The following is a 25,786-nucleotide window of genomic DNA, read 5'->3' as shown; positions in this document are numbered from 1 at the left end:
TCCGCGGCAGTGCCGCCGTTGGATACGTGGCGCGACGCCGGCAGATTCTGGCGTCGCGCGAAACAGGAGCCCGGCTCTTACTGGCCGACCTTGGCGTTCCATTCGGAAAGCCAGGCTTCCCGGTTGTCGAGCGCCACGGCCGACGGGATCAGTTTCAGGTTCTTGACCGTCTCTTCGCCGTAGGTGAGATTCTCGGCAATCTCGGGCGAGACTTTCACCTCCTTGTTGGCCGGGCTGTCGACCAGCTTTTCGGCGAGCGCCGTCTGGATTTCCGTCGACAGCCAGAAATCCATGAACTGAAGCGCCAGATCCTGGTTCTTCGAGCCCTTGGCCAGGACCATGACGTTCATGCCGCCGGTCTGGCCCTCCTTCGGAGTCGCCCACTTGATCGGCAGATCCATCTTGGTGAAGCCCTCCCAGGAGAAACGGCCGATCGGCGCTGCCCAGATTTCCTCCTGCTGCATCAACTGCACGAGTTGCGAGGATTTGACGTAGAAAGTGACGATATCGTCCTTCTTCTCGCCGACGGCGGCGATCGCAGCCTTGAGGTCAGGCGCATTCTGCCCCAGCGCCTCACCGATCATGTAGAGCGTGGGCGGGCCCTGATTGGTCGTGACGTTCGGAAGAGCCACATGCCCGGCGAGCTTGTCGCCGAGCAGATCGGCCCAGGACGTGACTTCCACCTTATCGGACCGATAGACGATCGAGGTGGCGTAGAAAGTGTAGCCGACGCTCATGCCGTCGCCGTTCGGATCCTTGGCGATGTCGTAGAGCTTGTCGAAATTGCTGAGCTTCGAGGTATCAATCTTTTCGATCAGGCCGGCCCTCGTAGCGGAAAGCGCGTCCGCCATGGAAACGACTGCCATGTCGATGACCGGATTTGCCTTGTTGGCCTCCATCTTGGCGAGGCGCTCGACGCTGTTGCCGGTTTCGACCACGAGCTTGCAGCCGCACTTGGCTTCGAAGGGATCATAGACCAGCTCCTTGAACGCGTCCTGGGCGAAGCCGTAGACGGAGATGGTCAGTGTCTTCTCCTGAGCGGATGCGGCATGGGCGCCGATCAAGAGAAGTGCGCTCGAGGCGAGCAGGATGTTCTTCATGGCTGCGGTTCTCCTTCGCTGACAATGGGTGGCTGGACGTTGGGGGGTGGCTGCACGTTGGGGGGCGGCTGCACGTTGGGGGTGGCGTCGCCGTGGACTGGCGGACGACGAGTTGCATGGGCACTTTCGAAATGGTGGCTGCAACGGGCGCGCCAAGCGGGCGAGGCTCGGCTTCTCGGGTGCCGATCGCCTGCACCAGCGCTTCGATCGCAATCGCTGCGATGCGCGCCATGTCCATTCTGACCGTCGTCAGCGCCGGCGTCACGACCGGCGACCAGATCAGGTCGTCGAAGCCGGTAACGCTCGCCTGCTCCGGGACATGGATACCGGCGCGCTGCAGTTCCGTCAGCGCTCGCAATGCGTGAAGGTCGGAGACTGCCGCGAAGGCAGTCACGCCCTGCGCTACCTTCCCGGCCAGCCCCAGCGGGCAACCCCTGCCGGCTACCTGCTCCAGCCGCTCGATCCACAGCGTCTCGACGCGCACGCCTTCACCCAAAGCCGAGCGAAGGCCGCCAATGCGGTCGTTCTGTACGTTCGAGGCTGGATTGTTTCCGATGATCAGCAGGCGCCGATGGCCGAGCTTCAGGAGATGTTCGGCGATCTGGCGTCCACCGTCCCAGTGATCCGCAGCCACCGTGTTGCCTGGCGTCGACGGCGTGTCCACCACTGCAACCGGGCAACCGACATCGGCAATGCGGGTTCCGCGGCGCGGCACGATGACCATGCCCTCGACGCCCCGTTCGATGAGCCGCTCGACCGCACTCGTCTGGACCGCGACGTCGCCGCGGGAATCGGCGATCAGCACGCCGTAGCCGGCAGAAGACGCTGCGAACTCGATGGCCTGGGCGATCTGGGGAAAAAGCGGATTGCTGATATCGGGCAGCACCAGCCCGATAACGCCGCTCCTGCCTGTCCTGAGCGCCCGCCCCGCCTGGCTCGGCACGTAACCGAGCTCCGTCGCGGTGGCGCGGATCTTTTCGGCAAGTTCCGCCGAAACACGCCCCTTGCCCGAAAGCGCGTTGGAAACCGTCGCCGCGGAGACGCCGAGAGTAGTGGCTATCCTCGTCAGTTTAGGTCCGGGACGTGCCAAGGTCCAGTTTTCCGCCGCAAGCTGATTAAACGATTAACCAGCGATATATCAGCCGATTGACCCTGTCGAATCATTTTTCCCAAGAAGCTGTGGATCGAGCGCTGCTCGGGCACCTACCGCGCGACGAAGAGCAGGTCGAAGCCCTTGATCTCACCTCTGGAGATCGATTTACGTATCGCGCGCCAGAGCGCCGCCCGGTTTTCCAGGCGAAAGCCGCGCAGACTTCTTATTAGACGGAGGGTCGCCACCGCAGTCCTGGCCAGACGCAGAACGGCAGGCCCGGAGAGCGACGCTGCCAGTATTTGCGGATGCACCGCGAGAAGCACGCTCGCGGTCCTCTTCCGGTCGATCGCCCGAAACTGGTCGAGCACCTTGTACTCGTAACCCTCGATATCGATCTTGAAGCAAAGCCGTTCGGTCCTCGCCATCGCCTGAAGCTCGGGAATGGTGATCGTTTTTGCCTCGATGGACATGCCGGTGTCGTCGGCGATCAGCGCAGACGTTTCGGAGCTTCCGAAACCGCCACCCACTGAATTGAGAACGAGGCATTCGTCCTGCGAGAGAGCCGCGTTGACGAGTTCGACCTCGCCGGCGTTTCCGTCTTTCATCTCGGTGAGGATACCGAAACAAACCGGGTCGGGTTCGACAACGATGACATTGTCGGCGCTTTGCGCCGCCCAATAGGGCGTCACGCCGATCCACCCGCCGATATCGATATAGGTCGTTTTCTCGTCGACGAAGCGCGCGATATTGCGAAAGGTGCCTGGCTCCCATTGGCCCGCCTGGAGGCGGCTGAAGAAGCGTGCCTTTTCCGGCTTGTCGGGAAAATAGACGGTTCGCTTGTGATAGGTGATCGCGCGCATCGCGCTTCTCTAGCGCATGAATTCACAAAGCGGAACCGTTTTCCGGGAAGTTGCGGGAGACAGGTACGGGTGGCCGAAACTCAGGCCTCTGCCCTCTGGGCGCGGCTGCGCGCCTCCGTCAACTCTGAAGTCGTCTGGCTGAGACGGTCGGCCAGCACCCGCATGATCTCGACTGCCATCTCCGGGAAATCAGCCAATAGTTTGAGGAAATCATCCTTCCGGATCCGCAATGCTTCGAGTGAGGTGGTCGTCTTGACGGTTGCCGTACGCGGCGTGTTGCAGAGGATGGCGATCTCGCCAACGATCGAATTCTGCTCCACTTCGGCGACTTTCAGCTGTCCGCTCGGCGTCGAAACGAGCACATCCGCATTGCCCGAAAGGATCACATAGGCAGCGTCGCCGATATCCCCCTGATGAAACAGATCTTCTCCCGCGCTGTACATCACCCGGTCGGAGGTGAAAGCCAGAAGCTTGAGCTTGGCAGGCGGAAGTCCGGAAAACAGCGTTATCCGGCGCAGCATTTCCACTTCATCTTTTAGGAGCATAACAGTCCGCTTCTCCGAATGCGTCGCGCTTGGTGCAAACAGGTTCTAACCCGGCCGGCGGGAACATATGCTTGCCTCCTGACAACAATATTACATCAAGATGCCAGTTCCTTGTAGTCGCTGTCTCTTGAGTGCGTTTCCACCGGTTCGTCGTGCGTCAACCGTCCGTTTTCGAAATGGGCGACGCGGTCGAAGAGTTCCGCCAGATCCTGATTGGCAAGAACCCACAATATAGCGGGCTTTCGCTCGCCATCCCTCAGGAAAGCGAAGGCCTTCCGGGTGATCTGATCCTGCGTGCGCTGGTCGAGCGCCAGAAGCGGCTGATTGAAGACGTAGAAATCCGAGACCCGGATCAGGGCACGCGCGAGATTGAGCTTCTGGCGCTGGCCGGACGTCAATCGCTTGCCGCCGGCGCCGACGTCGAAATCCAGCCCGAACACGAGCACCTTGTTGTAAAGCCCAAGCGACTCGAACAGGTCACGCACGATTGCGCGTATCCGCTCGGACCCGTCCGTGTGCTTGTGGCCGATGCGGCCGAACAGCACGTTGTCCAGGATCGTCGCCGAGGCCATGTAGCGGTCCGGCTGGTAATGCTCGATGATGCCGACGAGATCGGCCGGGAGGCCGTCGCTGAACTCACGGCGCGCCTCGACGATCTTCTGCATGAGATCGTCCGTCAGGAGACCGAAGCGATGCCGCGGCTCGATATAGCCGAAACACAGGCGGATGATCCTGATGGCATCATCCTCGGACACCTCCTCGAGCGGCTTTCCCCTCACCTTCTGAAGAAGCGCCTCGTAGGCGGGGATTTCCTCGGCCGTCATGAAGGTGAGCTGCTGGAAGAACGGGTGGTCCGGCGGCAAGTCGCGGAACAGTTCAACGACGTTCTCGGCGATTTCCAGCCCCATCTCGTAGAAGGTCTCGTGCAGGCCCGCCCGCTTCAAAACGGTCTTGAAGAAGGGATGGTCCTCGAGCGCCTTCTCCCATCGGTTGCTGTCGGTGACCGTGCCGAAGAGCAGGTTCTCCCCGACGGTCGCCTCGACATTGTAGGAGCCCGGTTCGAAGAAGACGACGAGGTCGCTGAGCTTCTCGGCCTCGAGCCTTTGCCGAAGCGCGCTGCGCATCGCCACGATCTCGCCGGCGAAAGCCTCGTGCTCGGTCGGATCGATCGTCGAACGGACAGCAAGCGCCAGGACGTCATTGCTCAAGAGAACGACGTCCAGCACGGCTCTGATCTTCGCGAAGAGGTCGTCCGGCCCCGTCGCGCCCGCGGCCGGGTAATCGATCCAGTCACTGTTCAGGTCGTAATGCGGATTGCCGGCGAGCTTCGCCTCCACAAGCTCCCACCTGCGTTGAGCTTCCCTGTCGCCCTCATAGACGACCTCCGTCAACGGAGCATGCTTGAGCCCGTAGAGCAGATTGTCGCCGAGGCTGCCCTGGAAGGCAAAGACGTCGGAGGAGGCGTAGGATATTCGCCTGCCCACCACCGATTCGGGCAACTCATGAATATCGACGTCGCCTATGAGGATTCGGCCGGTTGCGGGCCAGGTCAGCCGGCCGAATGCCTCGGCCAGCGCCTCGCCGCCTCCGGACGTACCCCCGGTAACCGCGACCGTTTCGCCGGGTTGGACCTGCAGCGATACATGTTCCACGACCTTCGAGCCGCCATCGTCGGCGACCGAAAGGTTGACGGCCGTCAGCGCTCCGGTGAGCGGCGTTGCCGGGTCGAGGGAAATCGCCTGCACCTTGGGGTCGATCAGCGGTTCGACGCTGAACTGTTCGACGACCTGGGCATATTTGACCTGCACATCCTGGCGCGCCTGGTCCCAATCGATCAATTCCTTCAAGGGACCCGGCAGGTCCTTGTAGGCGCCGATGACTGCGACAAGCTGGCCGATATCGAGCCGGCCCTGAAGCGCAAAATATCCGCCGATCGAATAGAACAGGAACGGCGTCACCTGGGCCAGGAAGTTGTTCAGGAATTTGACCAGAAACTTCCACTGATAGAGATCATAGCGGATCTTGAATATCCGGCCGAGCCGCGCGGCAATGTCGGCCCGTTCGAAATTCGAGGTATCGTGGGCGCGGATCGTGCCGATGCCGTCGACGATCTCGCTGACGCGCCCCGACAGCTCACGCGCCGTCAACTGACGCTCGCGGCCGAGCACCAGCAGTCGCCTGCGCATACGCGGGATAATGACGGCCTGAACGGCGACTATGGAGGCTGCGATGATGCCCAGCCAGAAGCTCTGGAGGAGGATGAAGATGAGCGCCGTCAGAGCCTGGCCGCCGAGAAGGGCGGGCTGTACGAAGGCGTCTCCTGTGAAGCCGCCCATCGGCTCCACCTCGTCCTTGATCATGGTCGAGATTTCGGCCGGCTTGACGCGCTTGAGATAGCCGGGGGAAAGCGCAGAACCCGGTCGACGAGCTCGAAGCGGATTCGCCGCAGAAGCCGTTCGCCGAGCCGGCCCTTGTAGGTGTTGATATAGAATTTGAAGAGCCCGTTGATGATCACGAGCAGCAGGAATACCAGGCTCAAGGCCAGCAGCATGCCTTCCCTGCCGAGATCGAAACCCGAGAAGAGGTTGACCTCACCGAAGAACGGCAGGTTGAACGAAATCGGCAGGAACGGTTGAGTCGCCTCGGGGCCGTCGAAACCTGCACCCTGGATCGGTCCGTTGACGATCTGCTTCGGCAGATCGAACGACAGGAAATAGGGAACCATCGACAGCGCCACGACCAGCAATATCCAGAGCTGCTGCTTGCGGGTGTGAGTCCAGATGTAGCGGGAAAGACGTGGTTCCATGTGCCGGTAAAGAGACCTATCTGAAATTCGGGATCGCTCGGCTGTTCTGCCGGCGGACTACAGCGCCGCACTTGGTGCCGGTCCGCCTGATCGTCAATGGGCCTGCGCTGCCTCCACGAAATCGTGACTACCCGGCATGAGAGCAGAGCGATGCGCTATGTCAAGCCTCGATAGATATGCAGTACCGCTCATCTGCGCAGGCGTCTTGCCTCCACTCCTGCGGCCCACTCCGGCGCCTTGCGCTCAACTGGCCGTGAGCTTACAACAGCCGCATGACGCATGCCAGCCACTCTTCCCGCCTTCGCGAAGATTGGCGCGAAAGCGCCCATGACCTTGCCCGGGGTTGGCTGCGTATTCCGGCAGCCGGCTCGTCGGTGGCATAGCCAGGGTCATTGCGAAGCATCCGCACGCGAACATTGCCAACGCTTTCAACCACAAGCAGGTCGACTGAAAGATGTGGGTGCGACAAGCTCTTCGAGAGCATCGGCGCAGATTGTCGCCGGGTCGTCGTGCTCGGCGGCAGGTACGGCGTCCTGTCGGCCATGCTGCTCGAAGATTTGCGCTTCGACATCGAATTCGCCGTGAGCTGCGACCTCGATCCCGCGGTCGAGCCGATACGCACACGCTCGACTATCGCGCCCTGAATGCGGAGCTGCTGACCAACACGAGCTGCGAGCAACTCGCCACGCGCGTCATGCTGATCGGGTCGGTCTAACTCCTGGAGCGGGATGAGGAAAAGTGCGGTTTTCCGCCTGCTTGCCTCGTCTCGACTTATTAGCACATCATGATCCAGGTCGATCCGACCTAAATCATCGTGATCTAAAGCGCTGTCTCGACAAAAGGCGCTCACCGATGATCCTCGCCGTTCCTGCGGCTCCGTCGAGGTCGAGCGGCGGGATGGCCGGCCTCGGTCGTGCAAGCATCGCCCTCACCTTCGCGGCCAGAAGCTCGGGCGTGATCCCCTCCTCCGGCAGCACCCCGGCGAGATCGAGCTGTTCGAGCCGTGCCGCCCGCGTGCTCTGTTCGGTCTCGCCACCCGCGGTAAAGGGGATGAGGAGGCATGCGCATCCGGCACGCAGAATGTCGCACACGGTGTTGTAGCCGGCCTGCGAGACGGAAAGGCGGGCACCGCCGAGCAAGCCACCGAAATCCCGCCGGAAACGAAAGAGGCTGACGCCCTCCGGAGCCGCGGCCGCGAATGTGTCGAAATCCGCCTGCGGCAGGTTCGGGCCTGTTATCAGGCACCAGCGAAGCGCATTCGGCAGAAGCTTCGCGGCCTCGAGCGCCGCGCCGATCAGCTCCCTGCCGACAGCGCCTCCGCCCGCCGAAACCACAATGTCGAATTTCTCGGCCGCTTCATTCGGCGGCGGCGGGGCGACGAGGCCCGTATAGACGACCTTGTCGCGGATTTCGTCGGCAAGGGGAAATGTTTCCTCGATGCGGGCGAATCCGGGATCGCCGTGAACGAATACAAGATCGAAATGGTTCTTGACGAGGTCGACGGTCTCTTCGGCCCTTCCAGGCTTGACCCTCTCCTGCAGAATGTCGCGCAGCGACGTCGCCACGAGCGGCGGCCGGTCGCTCGCCGCAATTTCAGCGAGCAGCGGCAGCAGTTCGAACCGCATCTGCCGACGCCCGAAGGGGAAGGCCTCGATGATGACGACGTCCGGTTCCGCGCGTCGGAACGCCTCGATGAGCAGATCCCGTCGGTGCTCCTGAAAAGCGGCCGTGACCGGGTTTCCGTCGCCGTCGACAAGCCCGGAAAACCCTTTGTCGCCGGCAGTCACCGCCGGCAGTGCGACGGTCTGCACGCCTTCCCCGGAAAGCCCGGCACCGGCGTGCCGCCGGTCACCATCGTGACCTCGAACTCCTGCTCGACCAGCGCTCCGGCAATGCGGCTCGCGCGCGCCAGATGCCCGATACCGAGTAGATGCTGCACATAGAATAAGACGCGAGGCCTGCTCAAGGGCTTCTTCTCCATTCGCTTTCGAAGAGCCCGACCAGCTGACCGACGCTGGAGTGATGGTCGAACTCGTTGCGCACGCGCCGTTCGCCGGCGGCGCCAAGTCGCCGGCGAAGCTCCGGGTCGCGGATCAATCGCTCCAGTGCCGCAGCAAGAGGCTCCGGGCTTTCCGGCGGCACCACCAGCCCGTTTTTGCCATCTTCGAGAAGTTCGGGAATGCCGGAGACTGCGGTCGAGATACAGGCAAGCCGCTGGCTCGACGCCTCCACCAGCACATTCGGCAGCCCGTCGCGGTCGCCATTGGCCGTCACCCGACAGGCCAGTGCGAAGATGTCGGCCTCGCGGTAGCGGTCCAAAACGTCCTTTTGATCGAGCGCCCCGTGCCAGCGGACGCGATCCTCGATGCCAAGCTTTGCAGCAAGCGCCTGGAGCCGGCCGGTGAGCTCTCCCGCACCGATGTGCTCGAAGCGCCAGTTGGCATCCGCAGGCAACAACGACAGCGCCTTCAGGAGGACGTCATATCCCTTCTTGGGAACGGCGCGCCCGACGCTGACGATGCGCACCGGATCGTCGGGATCCGAGCCGTCGCGCCGGGTATGCTCGCCTTCGAAGGCCGGGAAACGATCGAGATCGAGGCCGTGATAGCTCAGATGGACCCGGGTCTGGTCCTTCGACAGGTCCCGCAGATGCTCATAGCCGCTTCGGGTGCAGGTCACAGTCCAGCGGGCCCGGTCGAGCTTGCCCGAAAGCTCCCAATCCTCAGAGGTCCAGATGTCCTTTGCATGGGCGGAGCAAGTCCAGGGTATGCCGGTGATGATGCTCGCATAGTCCGTTACCGAGGCCGGCGTGTGAATGAAATGGGCATGCAGCCACGCGGCGTCTTCCGGCCATTCGGTTACGAGCACCAGCGCCTGGCCGAGACGGCGGAAGCGGTTGCGTGAAACGTCTCGCGCGAGGTCCCGGAGGAACGGCCCGAGCACGCGCCGGAAGCCGGGCTTCCGGACGGTCTTCACCAGCGCGCGGAGAACGCGCCACGGCTCCTCATGCAGATATTCAGGCAGGTAATGGACGGCCGCGCGTATTTCGTCATGGACGGGATGGCGCTTCCTGTCGGTCGGACGGCGCAGGGCGACCAGGACGAGCTCATGCCCTGCTCTTTCGAGGCCCAGCAGTTCCTGCGCAATGAACGTTTCCGAAAGGCGTGGATAACCCTTCAGCACGACGGCGATCTTCGGTTTCGGTAACACGTGTCTTCAGTTCGATCTTTTCACGACGGCCAAATGCTCCTTCGATCTATGATCGAGCCATTCGCCGACGATGTCGGATATGTGGACGAGGCCTTCCAGCCTCAGGCCATTGGCGCGGAGCGACGGCGGTGCGCGCTGCGGCAGCGCCTTCAGGGCCGCAGCAAGGCGCAGCGGCTCCTCCGCTTCCTGCGGAAGCAGCATGTCGACGAGCCCGAGTGCGGAGGCACGCTGGGCGCGGATCAATTGTTCTTCGCGTGGCTGAAGACGCGGCACGATCAGAGCAGGCTTGTCGAAAGAGAGAATCTCGCAATAGGTGTTGTAGCCGCCCATCGACACCACACCCCTGGCGCCGGCTACCAGTTCCTCCATGCGATTGTCGAACTCGATAATCTTGATGAATGGGATCTTGCTTCCCTTCTTGATCAGCTTGTTGCGCTGCTTTGCGGGCATGTAGGGGCCGAGGACGACGAGCGCGTTATGCGTGAGTTCGGGATCCTCCTGATAGGCGTGGATCACGTCATGGATGAGGTCCGCTCCGTCGCCGCCGCCGCCGGTGGTGACCAGTATGTAGTCGCCTTCCGGCTTATGGCCGTGCAGCGCATCGTGGGAAACGCTTCTTTGCAGAAAGCCGACGAAGTTCATGCGATCGCGCACGGCAACGGGCACGTCGAGCCCGACCAGCGGATCGTAGAAATCCGGCGGTCCGTAGACCCAAATCGAATCATAGAACTGCTCGATCTTGCGCATCGTGTCGCGCCGCTTCCATTCCTCTTCCAGGAGGTGCGGCGAGTCCATCACTTCCCTTAGGCCAAGCACCAGCCTGGTGCCGTGCGTCTTCAGGTAGGCGAGCGTATCCTCCACCTCGCCGCGCAGGCCCATCGGCTCCTTGTCGACGACGAAAATATCCGGCCGGAAGTTTTCCGCCGTCGAACGGATGATCGACTGCCGCATTTTCAACGTTTCGTGCAGCTCGATGTGGCGGTCCAGCGAAGTATATTCGCCGTTTCGGAGCTTTATGACGCTCGGAATCTTCACGAAGTCGACGCGGGCGCGATAATCGAAGGCGCCGGCGATTGTCGCACCGGAGATGATCAGGATCTGCAGTCCGCTGTAATCTTCCACCAGGGCATGGGCGATGGCGCGACAACGTCTGAGATGGCCGAGCCCGAAGGTATCGTGGCTGTACATGAGGATGCGGGCATCCTCGAAGCGCCGTGTCATACGAAAAACCTTTCGCTCAAAGATAGAAACGTCGAAGTCTATTGCAGCGATCGCTTGCAGCCAACAGCGATACCGGGGCTTATTTGTAGGGATCGGCGGCGTCGCGCAACCCGTCTCCCAGGAAGTTGAACGCCAATATCACAAGAATGACCGGGATCGTGGGGAAAAGCAGCCACGGATAGAAGGCAATGACGCTGACGCTCTTTGCCTCGGTGAGCAGGATGCCCCAGCTGGTTATCGGAGGACGCAGCCCCAGGCCGAGGAAGCTCAGCGCCGTTTCTCCAAGGATCATGCCGGGTATGGAGATCGTTGCCGTGGCGATGAGATGGGACATGAAGCCCGGAACGAGGTGGCGCCCTATGATGCGTCCGCTTTTCGCGCCCATCAACTGCGCGGCAAGGACATAGTCTTCCTCCCTGAGCGCCAGCAGCTTCGAGCGCACGGCGCGCGCAAGGCCGGTCCAGTCGAGAAGGCCCAGGATGACGGTTATACCCAGATAGATGAGAAGCGGGCTCCATGTCGCCGGCATGATCGCCGCCAGGGAAAGCCACAGCGGAATGCTCGGGATCGACTGCAGGACTTCGATCAGTCTCTGAACCACAAGGTCGAAGATCCCGCCATGATATCCGGCAAGCCCACCGATGACGATGCCGAGAACGAAGCTGACGGTGATGCCGAGAAGTCCGATCGTCAGCGATATCCGCGCTCCGTAGATGATCCGCGACAGCACGTCGCGGCCGAGACGGTCCGTGCCCAGGAGGAAAAGCTGCCCTCCCTCCGCCGGGCAAACCAGATGCAGATTGCTTTCGAACAAACCCCAGAAACGGTAGTCGTCCCCGCGGCAGAAGAACCGGATCCGCTCGACGGCCGTCGTATCGTCCGTGTAGTTGCGCTTCAGCGTGTCCATGTCCAGCTTCATCGTCCGGCCGTAGACGAAGGGGCCGACGAATTCACCCTCGTGGAAAAAGCGAACGCTCTGCGGCGGCGCGTAGATGAAATCGACATTGCGTGTATGCAGGTTGTAGGGCGCGAGAAACTCGCAGATCAGGATCATCCCGTAGAGCATCGCGAGGAAGATGCCCGAGACGAGCGCGACCTTGTGGCGCTTGAACTTCCACCACATCAGACGCAGCTGCGATGCCTGGTTCACCCGCACCTGCTCCTCGGTCATGACCTCCACGGAATAGGGGTCGAAGGGCGCGGTCGAAACGTAGTGCGGAAGGGGCTCGCCGGGCGCCGGGATCGGTGACGTCACTTTGTGCTCCTGCCTTGCAGACGAATTCGAGGATCGAGGACGGCGAGCGCCAGATCGGAAACCAGCACTCCGATCACGGTGAGGAACGCGAGGAACATCAGGAACGACCCGGCGAGATACATGTCCTGGCTCTGCAGCGCCTTGATCAGCATCGGTCCGGTGGTTTCGAGGGACAGCACGATTGCCGTGATTTCCGCACCCGAAATGATCGCCGGCAGGATCGACCCGATATCCGAAATGAAGAAATTGAGCGCCATGCGCAGCGGATATTTGAGCAGGGTTCGGGTGGGCGAAAGCCCCTTGGCGCGGGCGGTCACGACATATTGCTTCTGGAGTTCGTCGAGCAGATTGGCCCTGAGGCGCCGGATCATGCCGGCGGTACCGGCCGCGCCGACGATGATGACCGGGATCCAGATATGCTCCAGTATCGACTTCGCCTTTTCCCAACTCATCGGCTCGGAAAGATACTTCTGGTCCATCAAATGGCCGATCGAAGTTCCGAACCAGATATTGGCGAAATACATGAGGACCAGGGCCAGCATGAAATTCGGGATTGCGATGCCGATGAGTCCGATCAGCGACAGGCCGTAGTCGCCCCAGCTGTACTGGTGCGTGGCAGCATAGAGGCCGATCGGAAACGCGATGACCCAGGTGAAGATGATGGTGAAGAAGGAGACCAGGACCGTGAGCCACAGGCGCTCGCCGACGACCTCGCTCACCGGCAATTCATATTCGAAGGAATAACCGAAATCGCCCTGGAGCATCCCCGCGACCCAGTGGACATAGCGCAGGATCGGCGGCTGGTCGAAGCCATACTGCTTACGCAGCGCCTCGATCTGTTCCATGTTGACGCCCTCGCCCTGCGCCCTGATCTCGGCAATGTAGCTTTCGAAATAGTCGCCCGGGGGCAGTTCGATGATGGCGAAGACGAGCGCGGAGATGATGAGGAGCGTCGGGACCATGACTGCGATGCGCCAGAGAATGTACCGCAGCATCTCAGTCGTCCTGTTCCAGCCAGAAGGTGTCGGGCTTGTAGGCGCCGAGGTAGCTCGTCGGGTCGAAACCGTACAACCCTTCATCGGGGAAATTGCGCAGCTTCTTCGTGACGAGGATCGGCTGCAGCGAGCTGTTGACCAGCCCGATCGAGAAGACCTGATCCGTGTAGATGGACAACATCTGTCTCCAGATGTCAGCCCGCTCGGCATCGTCCGCGGAATGCCTCCAGCGCTTGAGCAGGTCGAGGAGCTCGACGACCGCGGGAAGGTCGGGTGCCTCGCCCATTTCGCCATGCGACATATAGTTCAAACCCCAGACGGGCCACTGCAGCTGGTCGTCCGTGGTCGGTGCAAGCTGGCTGGGGCTCATGTCCGCGGTCGGCACGCCGTTGTCGAGACCGAACCACATCGACATGATGATCTCGCCGCCGACCGCGCGGCTGCGGAAGGTATCGCGCTGCGAGGTGCGAATGAACAGCGAAATGCCGACCTCGCGCCAGTAATCGGTTATGAGCTGCAGCACATCGGTATCGAGCGTGCTTTCGCCGGCCGTCTCTACGACGATCTGCGCCTTTCGGCCGTCGGGAAGAATACGGATTCCGTCGCCGCCGCGCTTGGCCAGTCCGGCCGCGTCGAGCAGCGCGTTCGCCTGTTCCGGATCATGGGCGATCCAGGCATTCGCGAATTCGGGCCGGAAGAGAGGACTTTCAGGCAGCACAGTGTCGGCGCTTTCCTTCGTCAGCCCATAAAATGCGGCCATGTTGATTTCGCGACGGTCGATTGCAAGCGACAGCGCACGACGGACGCGCACGTCCCTGAGCAGCGGCCGCCACACCGGGTCGGCAGAGTTGAGGTTCGGCAGCAGCGCCAGGCGTGACCCCGACGTCTTCTTCCAGAGCTTTACCTCGACCGGGTGCCGCTTCTCCGCATCTTTGAGATAGGTATAGTCAACGAAATCGACCCCATAGGCCTGCAGGTCGCTTTCGCCCGTGCCGGCCTTCGCCGGAATGAGTGAGGACGAACTGACGCTGAGCACGAACCGGTCGATATAAGGCAATTGCAAGCCGTTTTCGTCCACCCGATGGTAATAGGGATTGCGTTCGAACATGAACTGTTCGGCCGGCAGGGGCGTGGTGTTGCGCCACGGGTCGAGGGTCGGCAAATCCGGATTTTCGGGCCGGTAAGAGCGCGCCATCCGCATGTGCAGCTGGCTCCACTTCTTGACCCGCTGTTCCTTCAGGAACGTCTTCAGCTTGTCCTCGTCCTGATATTTTGTGTGGAACTGCTTGAGATAGGCCGAGGGCATGACGACGACCAGCGGCTGTGGTGCAGCGAGTTCCTGCAGGAAAACCGGGTTCGGCATCGGCCAGGAATAGCGGACCGTTCGCTCGTCAACGATTTCGAACTTAGGCGCCTGCCCGTCCATGACCATCGCCGGCGGCAGGCCGGCCGGGGTCAGATTCTCGTTAAGGAGCACGTCTTCGAAGCAATAGCGGAAGTCCTCGGCCGTCAAAGGCGTGCCGTCCGACCACTTGTGGCCCTCGCGCAGATGAAAGGTGAAGATACGATCCTCGACCGTCTCGTAGCTTTCGAGAATATCGGGCTGGAGATTGAGCTTCTCGTCGTAGCCGACCAGGCGGGTATAGCCGTAGATCGTCATCAGGCGAATGTCCTTCGCACTGCCGATCAGGCTGCGGATCGTGCCGCCGTGGCGGCCGGCCTTTCGTCCCATCGCCGCGACATCGATCACCCTCGGCGTCTTCGGCAATCGTTCGCCGACCGGCGGAAGCTTGCCTTCCTGAACGAGGGCGGCGAGCGCGTCGGTTCCGCCTGCGGCCGCGAGCATTGCTTTTGGAAACGCAGCCGACGCGAGAATGCCAAGCGCGGTTCTTCGGGTGATCATCGGCGTAACTCCCTGGCATCCACCAATTCGCGGGCGAGGACATAGTGCCCGCCACCGAGGTCGGCGGGAATAAGAGCACCGTTCTCGCCGCCGTCGGAAAATTGTGCGCCCCAGCGCTCCTGGTCCGATCCGCCGCTCGCCGCAAGGGAATCGAAGTCGAGCTTACGGTCGAGGTCGGGATAGGGAACGGCGGCGAGGAGCGACTTCGTGTAGGGGTGGGCCGGATTGCGCATCAGCACCTCGCGCGGCGCCAGCTCCACGATCCGGCCCGCGCACATGACCGCGATCCGGTCGGCCATGTAGTCGACGACCGCGAGGTTGTGCGAGATGAACAGCATCGTCAGACCGAGCTCTTTCTGCAAGTCCTTGAGAAGATTCAGGATCTGTGCCTGCACCGAAACATCGAGCGCAGAAACGGGTTCATCGCAGATCAGAAGCTGCGGCACGAGCGCGAGCGCCCGGGCGATCCCGATGCGCTGCCTTTGGCCGCCGGAGAAGCTGTGGGGATAACGATTGATGAAACGCTGGTCGAGCCCGACCGCCTGCAAAAGGGAGCGAACGTGTTCCTCACGCGATTTCGGCGTCCCTCGGCCGTGAATCTCCAGCGGCTCGCTGAGGATGTTCTTTACGGTCATGCGCGGCGAAAGCGACGAGACGGGATCCTGGAAGACCATCTGGATCTTCGCCCGCAAAGCCTTGAGTTCCCCGCCGTCGAGCTTCAGGACGTCAAGCGCGCCCTCCCCGTCGTCGAAGGTAATCGTGCCCTTGTCAGGCGTCACGGCCCGCATGAGGATCTTGCTGACGGTCGTCTTGCCGCAGCCGCTTTCGCCGACGAGCCCGAGGCATTCACCGCGGCGGATGTCGAAGCTGACATTGTCTACAGCGCGATGCCGATATGCGGTGCCGCTGCCGAACCAGCCGGAGCTGCGCGTGGAAAACGTCTTCGAAAGGTTGCGGACGGACACGAGGACATTGGGACCCGCGGCTTTCTTGACTTCGCGGTCGCCGACGATCGCGCCGGCCTTGACCGGCACCTCGCGCAACGCCTTCAGCCGCTCGCCCGGTTTCATGTCGAAGTGCGGCACGGCGGCCATCAAACCCTTGAGATAGGGATGCCGGGGATTACGGAAGATCGCATCCACGGGTCCTGCCTCGACGATCTCGCCATGGTAGATAACGACCACCTCGTCGGCCATGTTGGCAACGACCCCGAGATCGTGGGTGATCAGAAGCATGGCCATGTTGAGCTTGCTTTGAAGCTCGCGCAAAAGCTGCAATATTTGCGCCTGAACCGTCACGTCGAGGGCCGTCGTCGGTTCGTCCGCGATGAGCAGCGCCGGTCGGCAGATCAGCGCCATCGCGATCATCGCTCGCTGTCGCATGCCGCCGGAAAGTTCGAAGGGATACATGTCGTATGCCCGCTTCGGATCGGAAAAGCCGACATAGCCGAGCAGTTCCTCCGTCCTCTCGCGGCGCCCTGCCTTGTCGGTATCCGTATGGATCTTCAGCACTTCCGAAATCTGGTTGCCGATCGTGTGAAGCGGCGACAGCGAGGTCATCGGTTCCTGGAAGATCTTGCTGATGCGTGCGCCGCGGATCTCCTGGATATCGCGCCCGTCCGTATCCAGCGAAAGCAGGTCGACGCCCTTTGCATCGGCTTCGGGATCGTTGAACAACACCCGGCCGCCGACGCTTGCCACGCTCGGCAGGATGCCCATGATCGCCTGGCTGATGGCCGACTTGCCGGACCCGGACTCGCCGACGAGCGCCGTCACCCTTCCGGGCAGAATTCTGAAATTCGCTCCCCGAACGGCTTCAACCTCGCCGCCTAGCACCGAGAATGTGATCCGCAGACCCTCAACTCGCAGCAGGTCCGCTCCTGACGTCATCGCAGCACGCTTCCCTCAATACCCCTCCTGCACAATTCCAACTCGAGGCCGCCCCCAAAATAAAATCATGCAGCCACTTTCTGCAGCGCCGCGCGTCTGACCCCGCGTGCAAAGCTAGCCCCGCCGGAGGCACCGTAACTTTTTGCCACTCAAAAACAGTAGCCTAGGTTAAACGGGCTGTCCAGCAGGCCACCGGAAGGTCAGGAAGCGTGGAGCGGCATTAAGAGAAGGGGCAGCTGCCGTTGGTCAGGACGTCCTCGCAGCGCGGCGAACGCCGGAAATCGTCGTAATAGAGCGTCCAATCGGTCGTATCGGCGGCCCGATAAGGTCCGAACTTGAAGTACTGGTTCTCACCGAGGCCCTTGTCCGCATGGCCCACATGGCCTTTGACGGAAACGATCGGCTGGCCGTTGGCAAAGAGCTCTATGTGGCCCGAGCCGTCGGGACCGGGTTTCGTGAAGACGACGAAATCGATCCAGCCGGACTTCGGATCCGGCAAGGGATTGCCATGGCTGGTAATGGTGATCCCGTCCGTGCATGAATTGAAGAGGCTGCCGTCTTCCGGCTTCCAGTTGCCGTCGGTCGCCACCAGCATGCGCATCTGGTTGACTTCCGGACGGAGCCAGACCGGCGCCTGGCCTGGGGCGCAACGCGCCGCTACGCCATCAGGGCCGGCGGTGACCGGAGGCAGATCGTTGGTTTCGACCGTGGCGAAGAGCTTTCCAAAATTCATGCGCAGCGCCAGGAAGGGGCTGAAGTCGCCCTCGGCACCGGGATCGATCTCTCGCTTCCACTGTGCGATGAGATAGCGGTGGTCGTCGCTCGGCACCGGATCGTCGAACTTTACCGAGAAGCCGTACCAGACCCCCTTGTCGTAGGGTACTCGCAACTCGGTCTTTTCCCAGATCTCCGCGCGTTCGCTGCAGCCGTCGTGATCCGCAGGGCAATTCGGCACGATGCTAAGCTTCAGCCCTCCGTTGCCGCTGCGTTTGACGGCGCTCTGGAACTCGTATGTGCCGGCGCTCTGCTCGAAATTCTTGCGGTAGTAGAGCCCCCCTTCAGGCGCGAAATCCGTGCCCTCGAAACCATCGAACAATTTCCGTTCGTAGACTGCCGGCTCCTCCGCCGACTGGGCATAAGTGAGAACTCGGCAAGGCAATCGCCGCGGCCAGTAGAGCTATACGAAACATCGGTCCCCTCATTGCAGCATCTTGTCGATCAGACCGCGCGGGCCGGGCGGCCGCTTCTTGTTGCGGTAGAGCAACATGACATGCTCGGCCTCGGAAAGTCCATCCTCGGTTGCATCATATGCCCGCTCCTGCGCGATTGCGGCAAGTGCGGTATCCCGCGGGTAGAGGACCGTGAACTTCTGACGAACCCCGCGCAGTTTCTCCTGCCCGAGCGTTTGCCATTCCCCGCCGCAATAATTCACGAAGGCCTCGCTCGCGACGACGCTGTGGTCATATTTCTTCGTCAGATTCTGCAGCCGCTGTACCTCGTTCACCGCAGAGCCGAACACCGAGAAGGTCAGCCGGTCGCGCAGGCCGACATTGCCGAACATGACGTTCCCGACATGCAGGGCGATGCCGTAGCCGATTGGGTCGCGGCCCTGCGTCCTGCGTTCCGCGTTGAGGGCGGCCATGCGCGCCGTCGCCGCGCCCACGGCGGCGAATGCCTCGCGGCTGGCCATCTCCGACGGCTCCTTATGTCGGCCGCAGGGGTAGACGCCGATGAAGCCGTCGCCGATGAAGCTCAGTATCTGTCCGCCGTTGCGGTTGAAGGGCGTGGCGATCGCGTCGAAGAATCCGTTCAACGACTCGATATAAGCCTGCCGGCCTTCCTTTTCGGCAAGCATCGTCGACTGGCGCATATCCGCCATGACGAGAACTGCGCGTACCGTCTCGCCGTCGCCCCGCCGGACCTGGCCGCTCATCACGCGGCGCCCGGCATTGGCGCCAAGATAGGTGGTCAGCATGTTGTCGGCGAGCTTGCCGAGCACGGCCACTTTGGCAGCGATCGCCAGATGGTTCTGAAGTCTGAGAAGGGCCGCAATGACGTCGTCGCTGAAACCTCCCTGACGGTCCGTCGTCCACGAGCCGACCATTCCGTGTTCGGATTCGGCTCCAAGAGGTTGCATGAAGGCTATGTAGTCGGTCGCTCCCTGCTCCTTCAGCTCGTCCAGAATCGGAAACTCCGAGGGCAAGGCGGGATCGATCCGGCGCCTGACATGATCGAGATTGTTGCTGAGCAGGTAATAATACGGGCTGTGCAGGAATCGCTCGGGATTGAGCGCCAATTCCTCATGGCGCAGACCGCTCACCTCGACACCCTGACCTCGCCACCAGGTGAAGCCGAGGGCGTCGTAAAGCGGGTGAAGCATCGAGAAAGACAGATGGACGCGCATGAGCGGCAGGCCCGCCGCCGCCAACCGCTCACAGAAACCGCGCACGATGGTTTCGAGTGTTTCGTCGCTGAGCGAGGTTCGCATGAGCCAGTCGGCGACCTTGTCCAGGAGGATTTGGGAAACGTTGTCGTTGATCGGGCTCATGCCATGTCCTCATCGTCGCGGCAACGGTCGCCACCGGCGCCGACCGCGAAGCAGCGATCGCTCGCTCGCGGTAGCACTGAGTGGGTACCCGTCGGTGAAAGAAGGCTCCCGCCGCCTCCCGCGGCCGTTCGTGCAGCGATCGGGTCACCGCTGCGCTCCTGCAGATATTCACCGGGGAGCACATTTTCCAGAGACCACGAGCGATTTTTGATCGTTGCCGGATCGTACACGCAACAGCCCTGCGCATTGCACCCTGAAATTGCTGGGGTCCCTCACGACCGCGCGCCTGCCCGGGCCAGACAAAACGACGCAGGCCTTGAGGCGTGCGGCTTCGCCGACGGCGCGCCGCGCTTGACTTGCGGTGGCTTTCCCGCCAACAAAACGGCACCGGGCTCCGCAGCCGGATCGCTGAAGCGGCCCTCCCGGCAACAGAACTGGAAGCCAATCTTGACCTCTCCGCATCACGACAGGCTGCTCGAATCGATCTCCCGCCGCACCGCCCGCGTCGGTGTGATCGGCCTCGGCTATGTCGGCCTGCCGCTTGCCGTTGCAATCGCGCGCTCCGGCTTCCATGTCACCGGTTTCGACATAGACCCGGGCAAGATCGTCGCGCTCGACGCCGGGAGCTCCTATATCGAAGCGGTTTCGGACGCGGCGCTTGCCCGTGAAGCCGGCGCCGGGCGGTTCCGCTCCACGACCGACTTTTCGGATCTCGGCCTTTGCGACGTCATCATCATCTGCGTGCCGACCCCGCTCACCAGGCACCGCGATCCCGACCTCTCCTTCGTGGAGAATACGTCGCGCGAGATCGCTGACCGCTTGCGGCCGGGTCAGCTCGTCGTTCTGGAGTCGACCACCTATCCCGGCACCACCGACGGTATCGTGCGCTCCATCCTGGAGGAAACGGGGCTCAAGTCCGGCGCCGACTTCTTCGTCGGATTCTCGCCGGAGCGGGAAGACCCGGGCAATCGCGCTTACGAGACCACGAGCATCCCCAAGGTCGTGGCCGGAGACGGCCCAACGGCCGCAGCGCTGATGGAGCGGTTCTATGCCGCCGTGGTCACGACGGTGGTTCCGGTTTCGTCCAACGCGACCGCAGAGGCGGTGAAACTGACCGAGAATATCTTCCGCGCCGTCAACATCGCCCTCGTGAACGAACTAAAGGTCGTCTACGAGGCGATGGGCATCGATGTCTGGGAGGTGATCGATGCCGCCAAGACGAAGCCCTTCGGTTACATGCCCTTCTATCCGGGACCCGGGCTCGGCGGCCACTGCATTCCCATCGATCCGTTTTATCTGACATGGAAATCCCGGGAGTACGAGCTGCCGACGCGCTTCATCGAGCTCGCCGGGGAGATCAATTCGGCAATGCCCCGTCACGTCGTGGCAAGGCTCGCCGAGGCGCTCGACCGGCGGGAGGGAAAGGCGCTCAGCCGCTCGGCGGTCCTCGTCATCGGCCTCGCCTACAAGAAGAATGTTCCGGACATTCGTGAAAGCCCCTCCCTGAAGCTGATAGAACTCATCGAGGAGCGTGGCGGCAGGGCCGCCTTCTACGACCCCCATGTGGATGAAATTCCCTCGACCCGAGAACACATGGCCTTGAAGGGCCGGCGGTCGGTCGTCTTCGACCAAGCGACGGTTCGCGGCTTCGATGCCGTGCTTATCGCGACCGACCACGACGCGGTGGACTATGCCGCGCTTGCCGATTGGGCGCCGCTGATCGTCGACACGCGCAACGTCTTCGCGCGCCACGGCCTAGCTGCCGAGCACATCGTCAAGGCTTGACCGCGGGGGAATATCCCCGATGCGTGACAGGTCCCCTTCGGAAAGACCGGCCTTCAGGTTCCGGGCGGCCACTGCGTAGCCGCCGGCCGCACCGTCGATGAAGTGCATGTGGTCTCTGCTCATCGGGCTCGGAACGATGCACGTCATCAGCGCCGAATCCTGCCGGTGCAGCCCGTAGCGGCATATGCCCGCCGCCGCTCCCTGCTTCAGCCGTTCCTCGATACGGCGCAGCCGATCGAGACTGACGTCGATCGTCATCTTCAGCGCGTCGTCGAACTTGCGGAAGTCCGAATTGCTGGCGAGGTCGCGCGCGTATCGCTTGACGTCGAACGGTCCGAAATTGATGCCGAGCCTGAAACAGAGAAACAGTGCAAGGCTCTGCGCCGCAACGAAGGACCAGGCGAGGAAGCGCCGGCCCCTCGGCGCGACGGCGCGCGATTCCACCGTAATGCCGCGCACGGAAAGGTGCGGCTCGGGTCCTTTTTCCGGTACCGGGTGCCCGCCTCGCTCCTCCCCCTCGGCCAGGGACACGATGTCGCCGATCAGCGCCTGGTATTCCGGACCGATGCCCCGCTCCCCCGGCACCGCGATAATGGAGACGATCGCTCCGTGGTGCGAGACGATCGGATTCCAGCGGCATGACAATCCTGTCAGGTCGGGTCTCGTGCCGGGCGGCGCGGCCTCGATCTGGTAGCGGCCCGCCTTCATTTCCGCTTCCGCCCAACTGGCACCACCGCCGGAAAACATGGCGTAGGAGACCTCCTCGCTCGCCTTAAAGCGGGCGACACGCATGTCGAACCCGCTGGCGCGCACGTCGGATACCGGGACGATTGCGGCGCGAAGCTCAAGGCCCAGTTCCTCCGCCACCCATGTCTTGGCCGCGGCGAGCACGTCCCTCGCTTTTGCCGCCAGCGTTCCGGGCACGGCAGCGAGCGCCCCGTCGCCACCGAAGACGAATGCGAGGTTTTTCTCGTCGAGCCCGTTCATGAGCGCCGAGATGACGCTCGCGCCCGCCATGTTCACGCTCTTGTATCGCCCTTCGGCGATCGCTCCCGTCGAATTGACGATATCGGCAACGGCGAGCCACCAGCCGTCGGGCAAGGGCCGGTAGTTGGCCTCGTCGGCGACCCCTTCGAATGCCTCGAAAAGAGGAAGGCCCGCATAAAATTCCCTGTCGGCCGGCTGCACCATCGTTGCCAAACTCCTAGAGGCGACATCTGTTGCTGATTTCCAGGCTGGAGCGATTTTCAGCCGATTACGACGGATAAAGCACCTTCGCTTCAATGGATAGATTTCTCTTCTCGCCATGCAATGCGTGCGCGACGGCGCCAATGGCATTGCAGGACCCTCATGATTTGTGCTTGTCTAATCACTACGCCCGGGCAAAATGCTACGGCAGGCAGGATAAAGCCGGAACGGAATGCAGGACGATACATTTCGAGTGAAGTTTTGGGGCGTAAGAGGCAGCTTGCCGGTATCCGGCGAGCAGTTCCTGCACTACGGAGGAAATACGCCCTGCATCGAAATTCGCTGCGGCAAAGAGGTGTTGATATTCGACGCGGGCTCGGGCCTGCGCGAAGCCGGGCTGTCGCTGATGTCCGAAGGTATCGCCGAGTTCGACGTTTTTTTCACCCACACCCATTACGATCACATCATCGGCCTGCCCTATTTCAAGCCGATCTACCGCTGCAGCTCCGCCGTCCGCTTCTGGTCCGGCCATCTCCACGGCACGATGTCCACGGCCGAAATGATCAACGAGTTCATGAGACCGCCATGGTTCCCGGTCGGAACGGGCATCTGCCAGGCGAGCCTCGACACCGTCGATTTCCGTCCGGGTGAAACACTATCGCCGCGAGAAGACATTTCCATTCGCACCATGAGCCTCGTGCATCCCGGGGGATGTGTCGGCTACCGTATCGAATGGGGCGGACGGGCGGTCGCGCTCGTCTACGACACGGAACACGAACCGGGGATTCTCGACCCCGCACTCCTCGATTTCATCGCCGGAGCCGATCTGATGATCTATGACTGCACCTATCTGGAAAGCGAGATGCCGACCTTTCGCGGCTACGGACACTCGACCGGGATGCATGGATCAAAGCTCGCCAAAGCCGCCGGCGTCACGCGCCTCGCCATGTTCCACCACGATCCGTCGCGCACCGACGCCGCACTCGCCGCCATGGAACAGGAAGTCCAGGCTTTCTTCTCGGGTGCCTTTGCCGCGTGCGACCGTCAGGTCATCGATCTATAAGATCTGTGACACGGTTACTGCTGAAATGCTCGGCTGATTCGCGCCGGTCACAACCCAGGCGTCAGCACTCCTGTCCGCCCTCTCTGAGCAAAGCCACCCCCTCGGAATGGGTCACCTTTGGCACGCCGTCGAAATAAGGGCTGACGAGACGCCGCCATTCCTGGAAATCATCAGAATTGCGGAAGCCGACCATGTGGTCGTCGACCGTGTCCCATTTGACCAGCAGACGATAAAGATGCGGCGTCTCGACGACCCGGTGCAGCGCCACGCCGTGGCAGCCTTTCGCCCTCAGAAACAGGGGTGCCGCTCGTGACACGCCCGCTTCGAATTGCGCCTCGCTGCCGGGTTTGACGGAAATCTCCGCGACTTCAACGATCATGATTTCGCTCCCTGCTGATGGTGTTCCGCATCGATCGGGCGCTCCTCTCCGGTAGCGATCATGGTCCGGGTCGCATCGATGGAGGCATAGATCCAAAAAATGCGCATTGGCTCGGTCTCGGACGCATTGATGAAGCGATGGGGAACGTTTGCCGGGATCCAGGTCGTGTCGTTGGGTCCGAGCGGGTATCGGACCCCGTCGATTTCGGCAATGGCCTGCCCGTCGAGGACCATCACGCTCTCTTCGCAATTATGTTTGTGAAGACCGATCGCGGCGCCAGGGTCGAAAGCGGTGATGCCGTTGATCATGGTGGTCGAGCCGCATTTGCGCGTCACGAGCGGCGTCGTGCGGGCGCCGTTGCCACGATCATTGCTCTTGAGCTCCTTTGGGCGAAGGATTGCTGGCTGGGTCATCTGGGTTCTCCTTATTCCGGCGCCTTGGCGACAGGCTGGGCTGCGTTGGCCGGGCCGATCCAGACGGTCTTGATGTTGACGAACTCGCGGATGCCGTAGACACCGAGCTCGCGGCCGTAGCCTGAACGCTTGATGCCGCCGAAGGGGTATCGGGGATCGGACGCGACCATGCCGTTGATGAAGACGGCGCCCGCATCGATGTCGCGCGCGAGCCGGCGTGCACGCTCTACATCCGCGGTCCAGATCGCCGAGCCGAGACCGTATTCGGTCTGATTGGCCAGCCGAACCGCTTCTTCGGCATCCCTGACGCGGATGATGGCTGCGACCGGCCCAAAGGTCTCCTCGCAGAAGGCGGCCATCTCGGGGCGCACATGATCGAGCACGGTCGGCGGATAAAAATAGCCTTGCCGGCTCAGCGGCGCGCCGCCGAGCCTGCGTTCAGCGCCCGCCGCAATTGTCTTTTCGACCTGCGCGTGCAGGCTGCTCATCAGGTTTTCCCGTGCCATCGGACCGATACCGGTATCGCGCTCCATGGGATCGCCCAATTTCAGTTGCGCGGCTTTCTCGCAGAAGAGCTCGACGAAACGGTCGGCGATCGCTTCTTCGACGATGAAGCGCTTGGCGTTGACACAGGACTGCCCGACATTGATGTAGCGCGCCTTGACCGCGACGTTTGTCGCCTCTTCAAGATCGGCGTCGGCAAGCACGATGAAGGGGTCGGAACCTCCGAGTTCCAGCACCTGCTTTTTCAGCGCCTTGCCGGCCTGCGACGCAACGATGGCACCCACTTCGGTGGAGCCCGTCAGCGTGACAGCTGCGATCCTGTCGTCCGCAATGATGCCGGCCACTTTGGCCGGCTCGATCAGCAGGGTGGCAAAGAGGCCCTCTGGGCAACCTGCCTCGCGCATGATTTCCTCGATGGCAAGTGCACATTCCGGCACATTGTTCGCGTGCTTCAGTACGGCGCCGTTCCCCGCGGCGAAAGCCGGCGCTGCAAAACGGAAAAACTGCCAGAACGGATAGTTCCAGGGCATGATGGCGAGGACAACACCAAGCGGCTCGAAGACGACGGCGCTTTCGGACGCATTCGAGGCGACCGTTTCGTCGGCGAGGTATTGCGCCGCGTGCTCGGCATAGAAGTCGCAGTTGTAGGCGCATTTTTCGATTTCCGCCTCGGCCTCGACGATCGGCTTGCCCATCTCGCGCGTGATCATCTCAGCATAGCGCGGCTTGCCGGCACGCAGCACCCTGGCCATGGCGCCAAGCAGTCGAACCCGCTCTTGGACAGGCTTCTTGCGCCACGCCTTTTGCGTCTTTGCGGCGGCGGAAAGCGCTGCATCGACAAAGGCATCGTCATGGAGTTCGTAGCGGGCAAGTTCCTCGCCGGTGGCCGGATTGGTCGTGACGATCATCGCCATCTCCTTCATTCTTCTTGATTGAGTAAAGCCTTGCGTGGCCTCGCACGTCGTCAACGCAGGTCGCGGCTGCTCGCAAGCACACCGTCCACGATGTCCTCGCGGAGCTTGTTTCCTG

General features: G+C 62.0%; 16 protein-coding genes and 5 pseudogenes. 3 read left to right on the top strand and 18 right to left on the bottom strand.

Features of this window, described 5'->3' with window-relative positions:
* Nucleotides 1-77 precede the first annotated feature (77 nt).
* The 5 genes and pseudogenes from N0Q91_RS29595 to N0Q91_RS29575 all read right to left on the bottom strand — a co-directional run bounded on the left by N0Q91_RS29595 (nucleotide 78) and on the right by N0Q91_RS29575 (nucleotide 6,404).
* Complete coding sequence (locus N0Q91_RS29595; RefSeq protein WP_275599022.1) at nucleotides 78-1,100, bottom strand: ABC transporter substrate-binding protein; 1,023 nt, start codon at nucleotides 1,098-1,100, stop codon at nucleotides 78-80.
* Nucleotides 1,097-2,190: pseudogene (locus tag N0Q91_RS29590) on the bottom strand (LacI family DNA-binding transcriptional regulator). Before N0Q91_RS29590 ends, N0Q91_RS29595 begins: the two are co-directional and overlap by 4 nt.
* 113 nt (nucleotides 2,191-2,303) lie before the next feature.
* Nucleotides 2,304-3,053, bottom strand: a complete 750-nt coding sequence (locus N0Q91_RS29585; RefSeq protein WP_275599021.1) for an FkbM family methyltransferase — start codon at nucleotides 3,051-3,053, stop codon at nucleotides 2,304-2,306.
* 80 nt (nucleotides 3,054-3,133) lie between these two features.
* Nucleotides 3,134-3,598, bottom strand: coding sequence for a cyclic nucleotide-binding domain-containing protein (locus tag N0Q91_RS29580; RefSeq protein ID WP_100670470.1), 465 nt, complete (start codon nucleotides 3,596-3,598; stop codon nucleotides 3,134-3,136).
* A 95-nt stretch (nucleotides 3,599-3,693) separates the two neighbouring features.
* Nucleotides 3,694-6,404, bottom strand: a pseudogene (locus tag N0Q91_RS29575) (ABC transporter transmembrane domain-containing protein).
* 272 nt (nucleotides 6,405-6,676) lie between these two features.
* Here N0Q91_RS29575 and N0Q91_RS29570 point away from each other — a divergent pair.
* Nucleotides 6,677-7,086 (top strand): annotated as a pseudogene (locus N0Q91_RS29570) (class I SAM-dependent methyltransferase); the annotation flags it as partial.
* 127 nt (nucleotides 7,087-7,213) lie between these two features.
* On the opposite strand, the pseudogene N0Q91_RS29565 reads toward N0Q91_RS29570, so the two are convergent.
* From N0Q91_RS29565 to N0Q91_RS29525, 9 genes and pseudogenes are all read right to left on the bottom strand, one after another.
* A pseudogene (locus N0Q91_RS29565) lies at nucleotides 7,214-8,385 on the bottom strand (glycosyltransferase family protein).
* Entirely contained in the window at nucleotides 8,367-9,614 is a 1,248-nt protein-coding gene (locus N0Q91_RS29560) for a glycosyltransferase family 4 protein (RefSeq protein ID WP_275599020.1), read from the bottom strand. Before N0Q91_RS29560 ends, N0Q91_RS29565 begins: the two are co-directional and overlap by 19 nt.
* 6 nt (nucleotides 9,615-9,620) lie before the next feature.
* Entirely contained in the window at nucleotides 9,621-10,835 is a 1,215-nt protein-coding gene (locus N0Q91_RS29555) for a glycosyltransferase family protein (protein ID WP_275599019.1), read from the bottom strand.
* Nucleotides 10,836-10,914: 79 nt separating this feature from the next.
* Nucleotides 10,915-12,090: an ABC transporter permease gene (locus N0Q91_RS29550; RefSeq protein ID WP_275599018.1), complete on the bottom strand. Its 1,176-nt coding sequence runs from the start codon at nucleotides 12,088-12,090 to the stop codon at nucleotides 10,915-10,917.
* Nucleotides 12,087-13,085, bottom strand: coding sequence for an ABC transporter permease (locus N0Q91_RS29545; protein ID WP_275599017.1), 999 nt, complete (start codon nucleotides 13,083-13,085; stop codon nucleotides 12,087-12,089). Before N0Q91_RS29545 ends, N0Q91_RS29550 begins: the two co-directional genes overlap by 4 nt.
* A 1-nt stretch (nucleotide 13,086) precedes the next feature.
* Entirely contained in the window at nucleotides 13,087-14,988 is a 1,902-nt protein-coding gene (locus tag N0Q91_RS29540; RefSeq protein ID WP_275599016.1) for an ABC transporter substrate-binding protein, read from the bottom strand.
* Nucleotides 14,985-16,877 (bottom strand): ABC transporter ATP-binding protein, encoded by a 1,893-nt coding sequence (locus N0Q91_RS29535; RefSeq protein WP_275599015.1) that lies wholly within the window; start codon nucleotides 16,875-16,877, stop codon nucleotides 14,985-14,987. The genes N0Q91_RS29540 and N0Q91_RS29535 overlap by 4 nt, the downstream gene beginning before the upstream one ends.
* A 220-nt stretch (nucleotides 16,878-17,097) precedes the next feature.
* Nucleotides 17,098-18,067, bottom strand: a pseudogene (locus N0Q91_RS29530) (heparin lyase I family protein).
* 8 nt (nucleotides 18,068-18,075) lie between these two features.
* Nucleotides 18,076-19,425, bottom strand: coding sequence for an adenylate/guanylate cyclase domain-containing protein (locus tag N0Q91_RS29525; protein ID WP_100670486.1), 1,350 nt, complete (start codon nucleotides 19,423-19,425; stop codon nucleotides 18,076-18,078).
* A 447-nt stretch (nucleotides 19,426-19,872) separates the two neighbouring features.
* Here N0Q91_RS29525 and N0Q91_RS29520 point away from each other — a divergent pair, with 447 nt between their 5' ends.
* Entirely contained in the window at nucleotides 19,873-21,210 is a 1,338-nt protein-coding gene (locus tag N0Q91_RS29520) for a nucleotide sugar dehydrogenase (protein ID WP_275599014.1), read from the top strand.
* On the opposite strand, the gene N0Q91_RS29515 is transcribed toward N0Q91_RS29520, so the two are convergent.
* Nucleotides 21,181-22,401, bottom strand: coding sequence for a DUF3095 domain-containing protein (locus N0Q91_RS29515; RefSeq protein WP_275599013.1), 1,221 nt, complete (start codon nucleotides 22,399-22,401; stop codon nucleotides 21,181-21,183). The two genes, N0Q91_RS29520 and N0Q91_RS29515, sit on opposite strands and share 30 nt — an antisense overlap.
* Before the next feature lie 229 nt (nucleotides 22,402-22,630).
* Here N0Q91_RS29515 and N0Q91_RS29510 point away from each other — a divergent pair, with 229 nt between their 5' ends.
* Nucleotides 22,631-23,461, top strand: coding sequence for an MBL fold metallo-hydrolase (locus N0Q91_RS29510; RefSeq protein WP_102762356.1), 831 nt, complete (start codon nucleotides 22,631-22,633; stop codon nucleotides 23,459-23,461).
* 61 nt (nucleotides 23,462-23,522) lie between these two features.
* Here N0Q91_RS29510 and N0Q91_RS29505 read toward each other — a convergent pair whose 3' ends face one another.
* The 3 genes from N0Q91_RS29505 to N0Q91_RS29495 are packed head-to-tail and all read right to left on the bottom strand — an operon-like array spanning nucleotide 23,523 to nucleotide 25,665.
* Nucleotides 23,523-23,840 (bottom strand): antibiotic biosynthesis monooxygenase family protein, encoded by a 318-nt coding sequence (locus N0Q91_RS29505; RefSeq protein WP_275599012.1) that lies wholly within the window; start codon nucleotides 23,838-23,840, stop codon nucleotides 23,523-23,525.
* Nucleotides 23,837-24,253, bottom strand: a complete 417-nt coding sequence (locus tag N0Q91_RS29500; RefSeq protein WP_275599011.1) for a cupin domain-containing protein — start codon at nucleotides 24,251-24,253, stop codon at nucleotides 23,837-23,839. Before N0Q91_RS29500 ends, N0Q91_RS29505 begins: the two co-directional genes overlap by 4 nt.
* 11 nt (nucleotides 24,254-24,264) lie before the next feature.
* Nucleotides 24,265-25,665, bottom strand: a complete 1,401-nt coding sequence (locus tag N0Q91_RS29495) for an NAD-dependent succinate-semialdehyde dehydrogenase (protein WP_275599010.1) — start codon at nucleotides 25,663-25,665, stop codon at nucleotides 24,265-24,267.
* Nucleotides 25,666-25,786: the final 121 nt, after the last annotated feature.

Source organism: Sinorhizobium prairiense (genome assembly GCF_029201645.2).
In the GTDB taxonomy this organism is placed as follows: domain Bacteria; phylum Pseudomonadota; class Alphaproteobacteria; order Rhizobiales; family Rhizobiaceae; genus Sinorhizobium; species Sinorhizobium meliloti_A.
The sequence above is the reverse complement of the archived record's forward strand: the minus strand, read 5'-3'. Positions and strand labels throughout refer to the sequence as shown.

Excerpts from the sequence above, each read along its gene's own strand:
- N0Q91_RS29595 (WP_275599022.1), bottom strand. The coding sequence starts at position 1,100 with ATGAAGAACATCCTGCTCGCCTCGAGCGCACTTCTCTTGATCGGCGCC.
- N0Q91_RS29585 (WP_275599021.1), bottom strand. The coding sequence starts at position 3,053 with ATGCGCGCGATCACCTATCACAAGCGAACCGTCTATTTTCCCGACAAG.
- N0Q91_RS29580 (WP_100670470.1), bottom strand. The coding sequence starts at position 3,598 with ATGCTCCTAAAAGATGAAGTGGAAATGCTGCGCCGGATAACGCTGTTT.
- N0Q91_RS29555 (WP_275599019.1), bottom strand. The coding sequence starts at position 10,835 with ATGACACGGCGCTTCGAGGATGCCCGCATCCTCATGTACAGCCACGAT.
- N0Q91_RS29545 (WP_275599017.1), bottom strand. The coding sequence starts at position 13,085 with ATGCTGCGGTACATTCTCTGGCGCATCGCAGTCATGGTCCCGACGCTC.
- N0Q91_RS29540 (WP_275599016.1), bottom strand. The coding sequence starts at position 14,988 with ATGATCACCCGAAGAACCGCGCTTGGCATTCTCGCGTCGGCTGCGTTT.
- N0Q91_RS29535 (WP_275599015.1), bottom strand. The coding sequence starts at position 16,877 with ATGACGTCAGGAGCGGACCTGCTGCGAGTTGAGGGTCTGCGGATCACA.
- N0Q91_RS29525 (WP_100670486.1), bottom strand. The coding sequence starts at position 19,425 with ATGAGCCCGATCAACGACAACGTTTCCCAAATCCTCCTGGACAAGGTC.
- N0Q91_RS29515 (WP_275599013.1), bottom strand. The coding sequence starts at position 22,401 with ATGGTGCAGCCGGCCGACAGGGAATTTTATGCGGGCCTTCCTCTTTTC.
- N0Q91_RS29510 (WP_102762356.1), top strand. The coding sequence starts at position 22,631 with ATGCAGGACGATACATTTCGAGTGAAGTTTTGGGGCGTAAGAGGCAGC.
- N0Q91_RS29505 (WP_275599012.1), bottom strand. The coding sequence starts at position 23,840 with ATGATCGTTGAAGTCGCGGAGATTTCCGTCAAACCCGGCAGCGAGGCG.
- N0Q91_RS29500 (WP_275599011.1), bottom strand. The coding sequence starts at position 24,253 with ATGACCCAGCCAGCAATCCTTCGCCCAAAGGAGCTCAAGAGCAATGAT.
- N0Q91_RS29495 (WP_275599010.1), bottom strand. The coding sequence starts at position 25,665 with ATGATCGTCACGACCAATCCGGCCACCGGCGAGGAACTTGCCCGCTAC.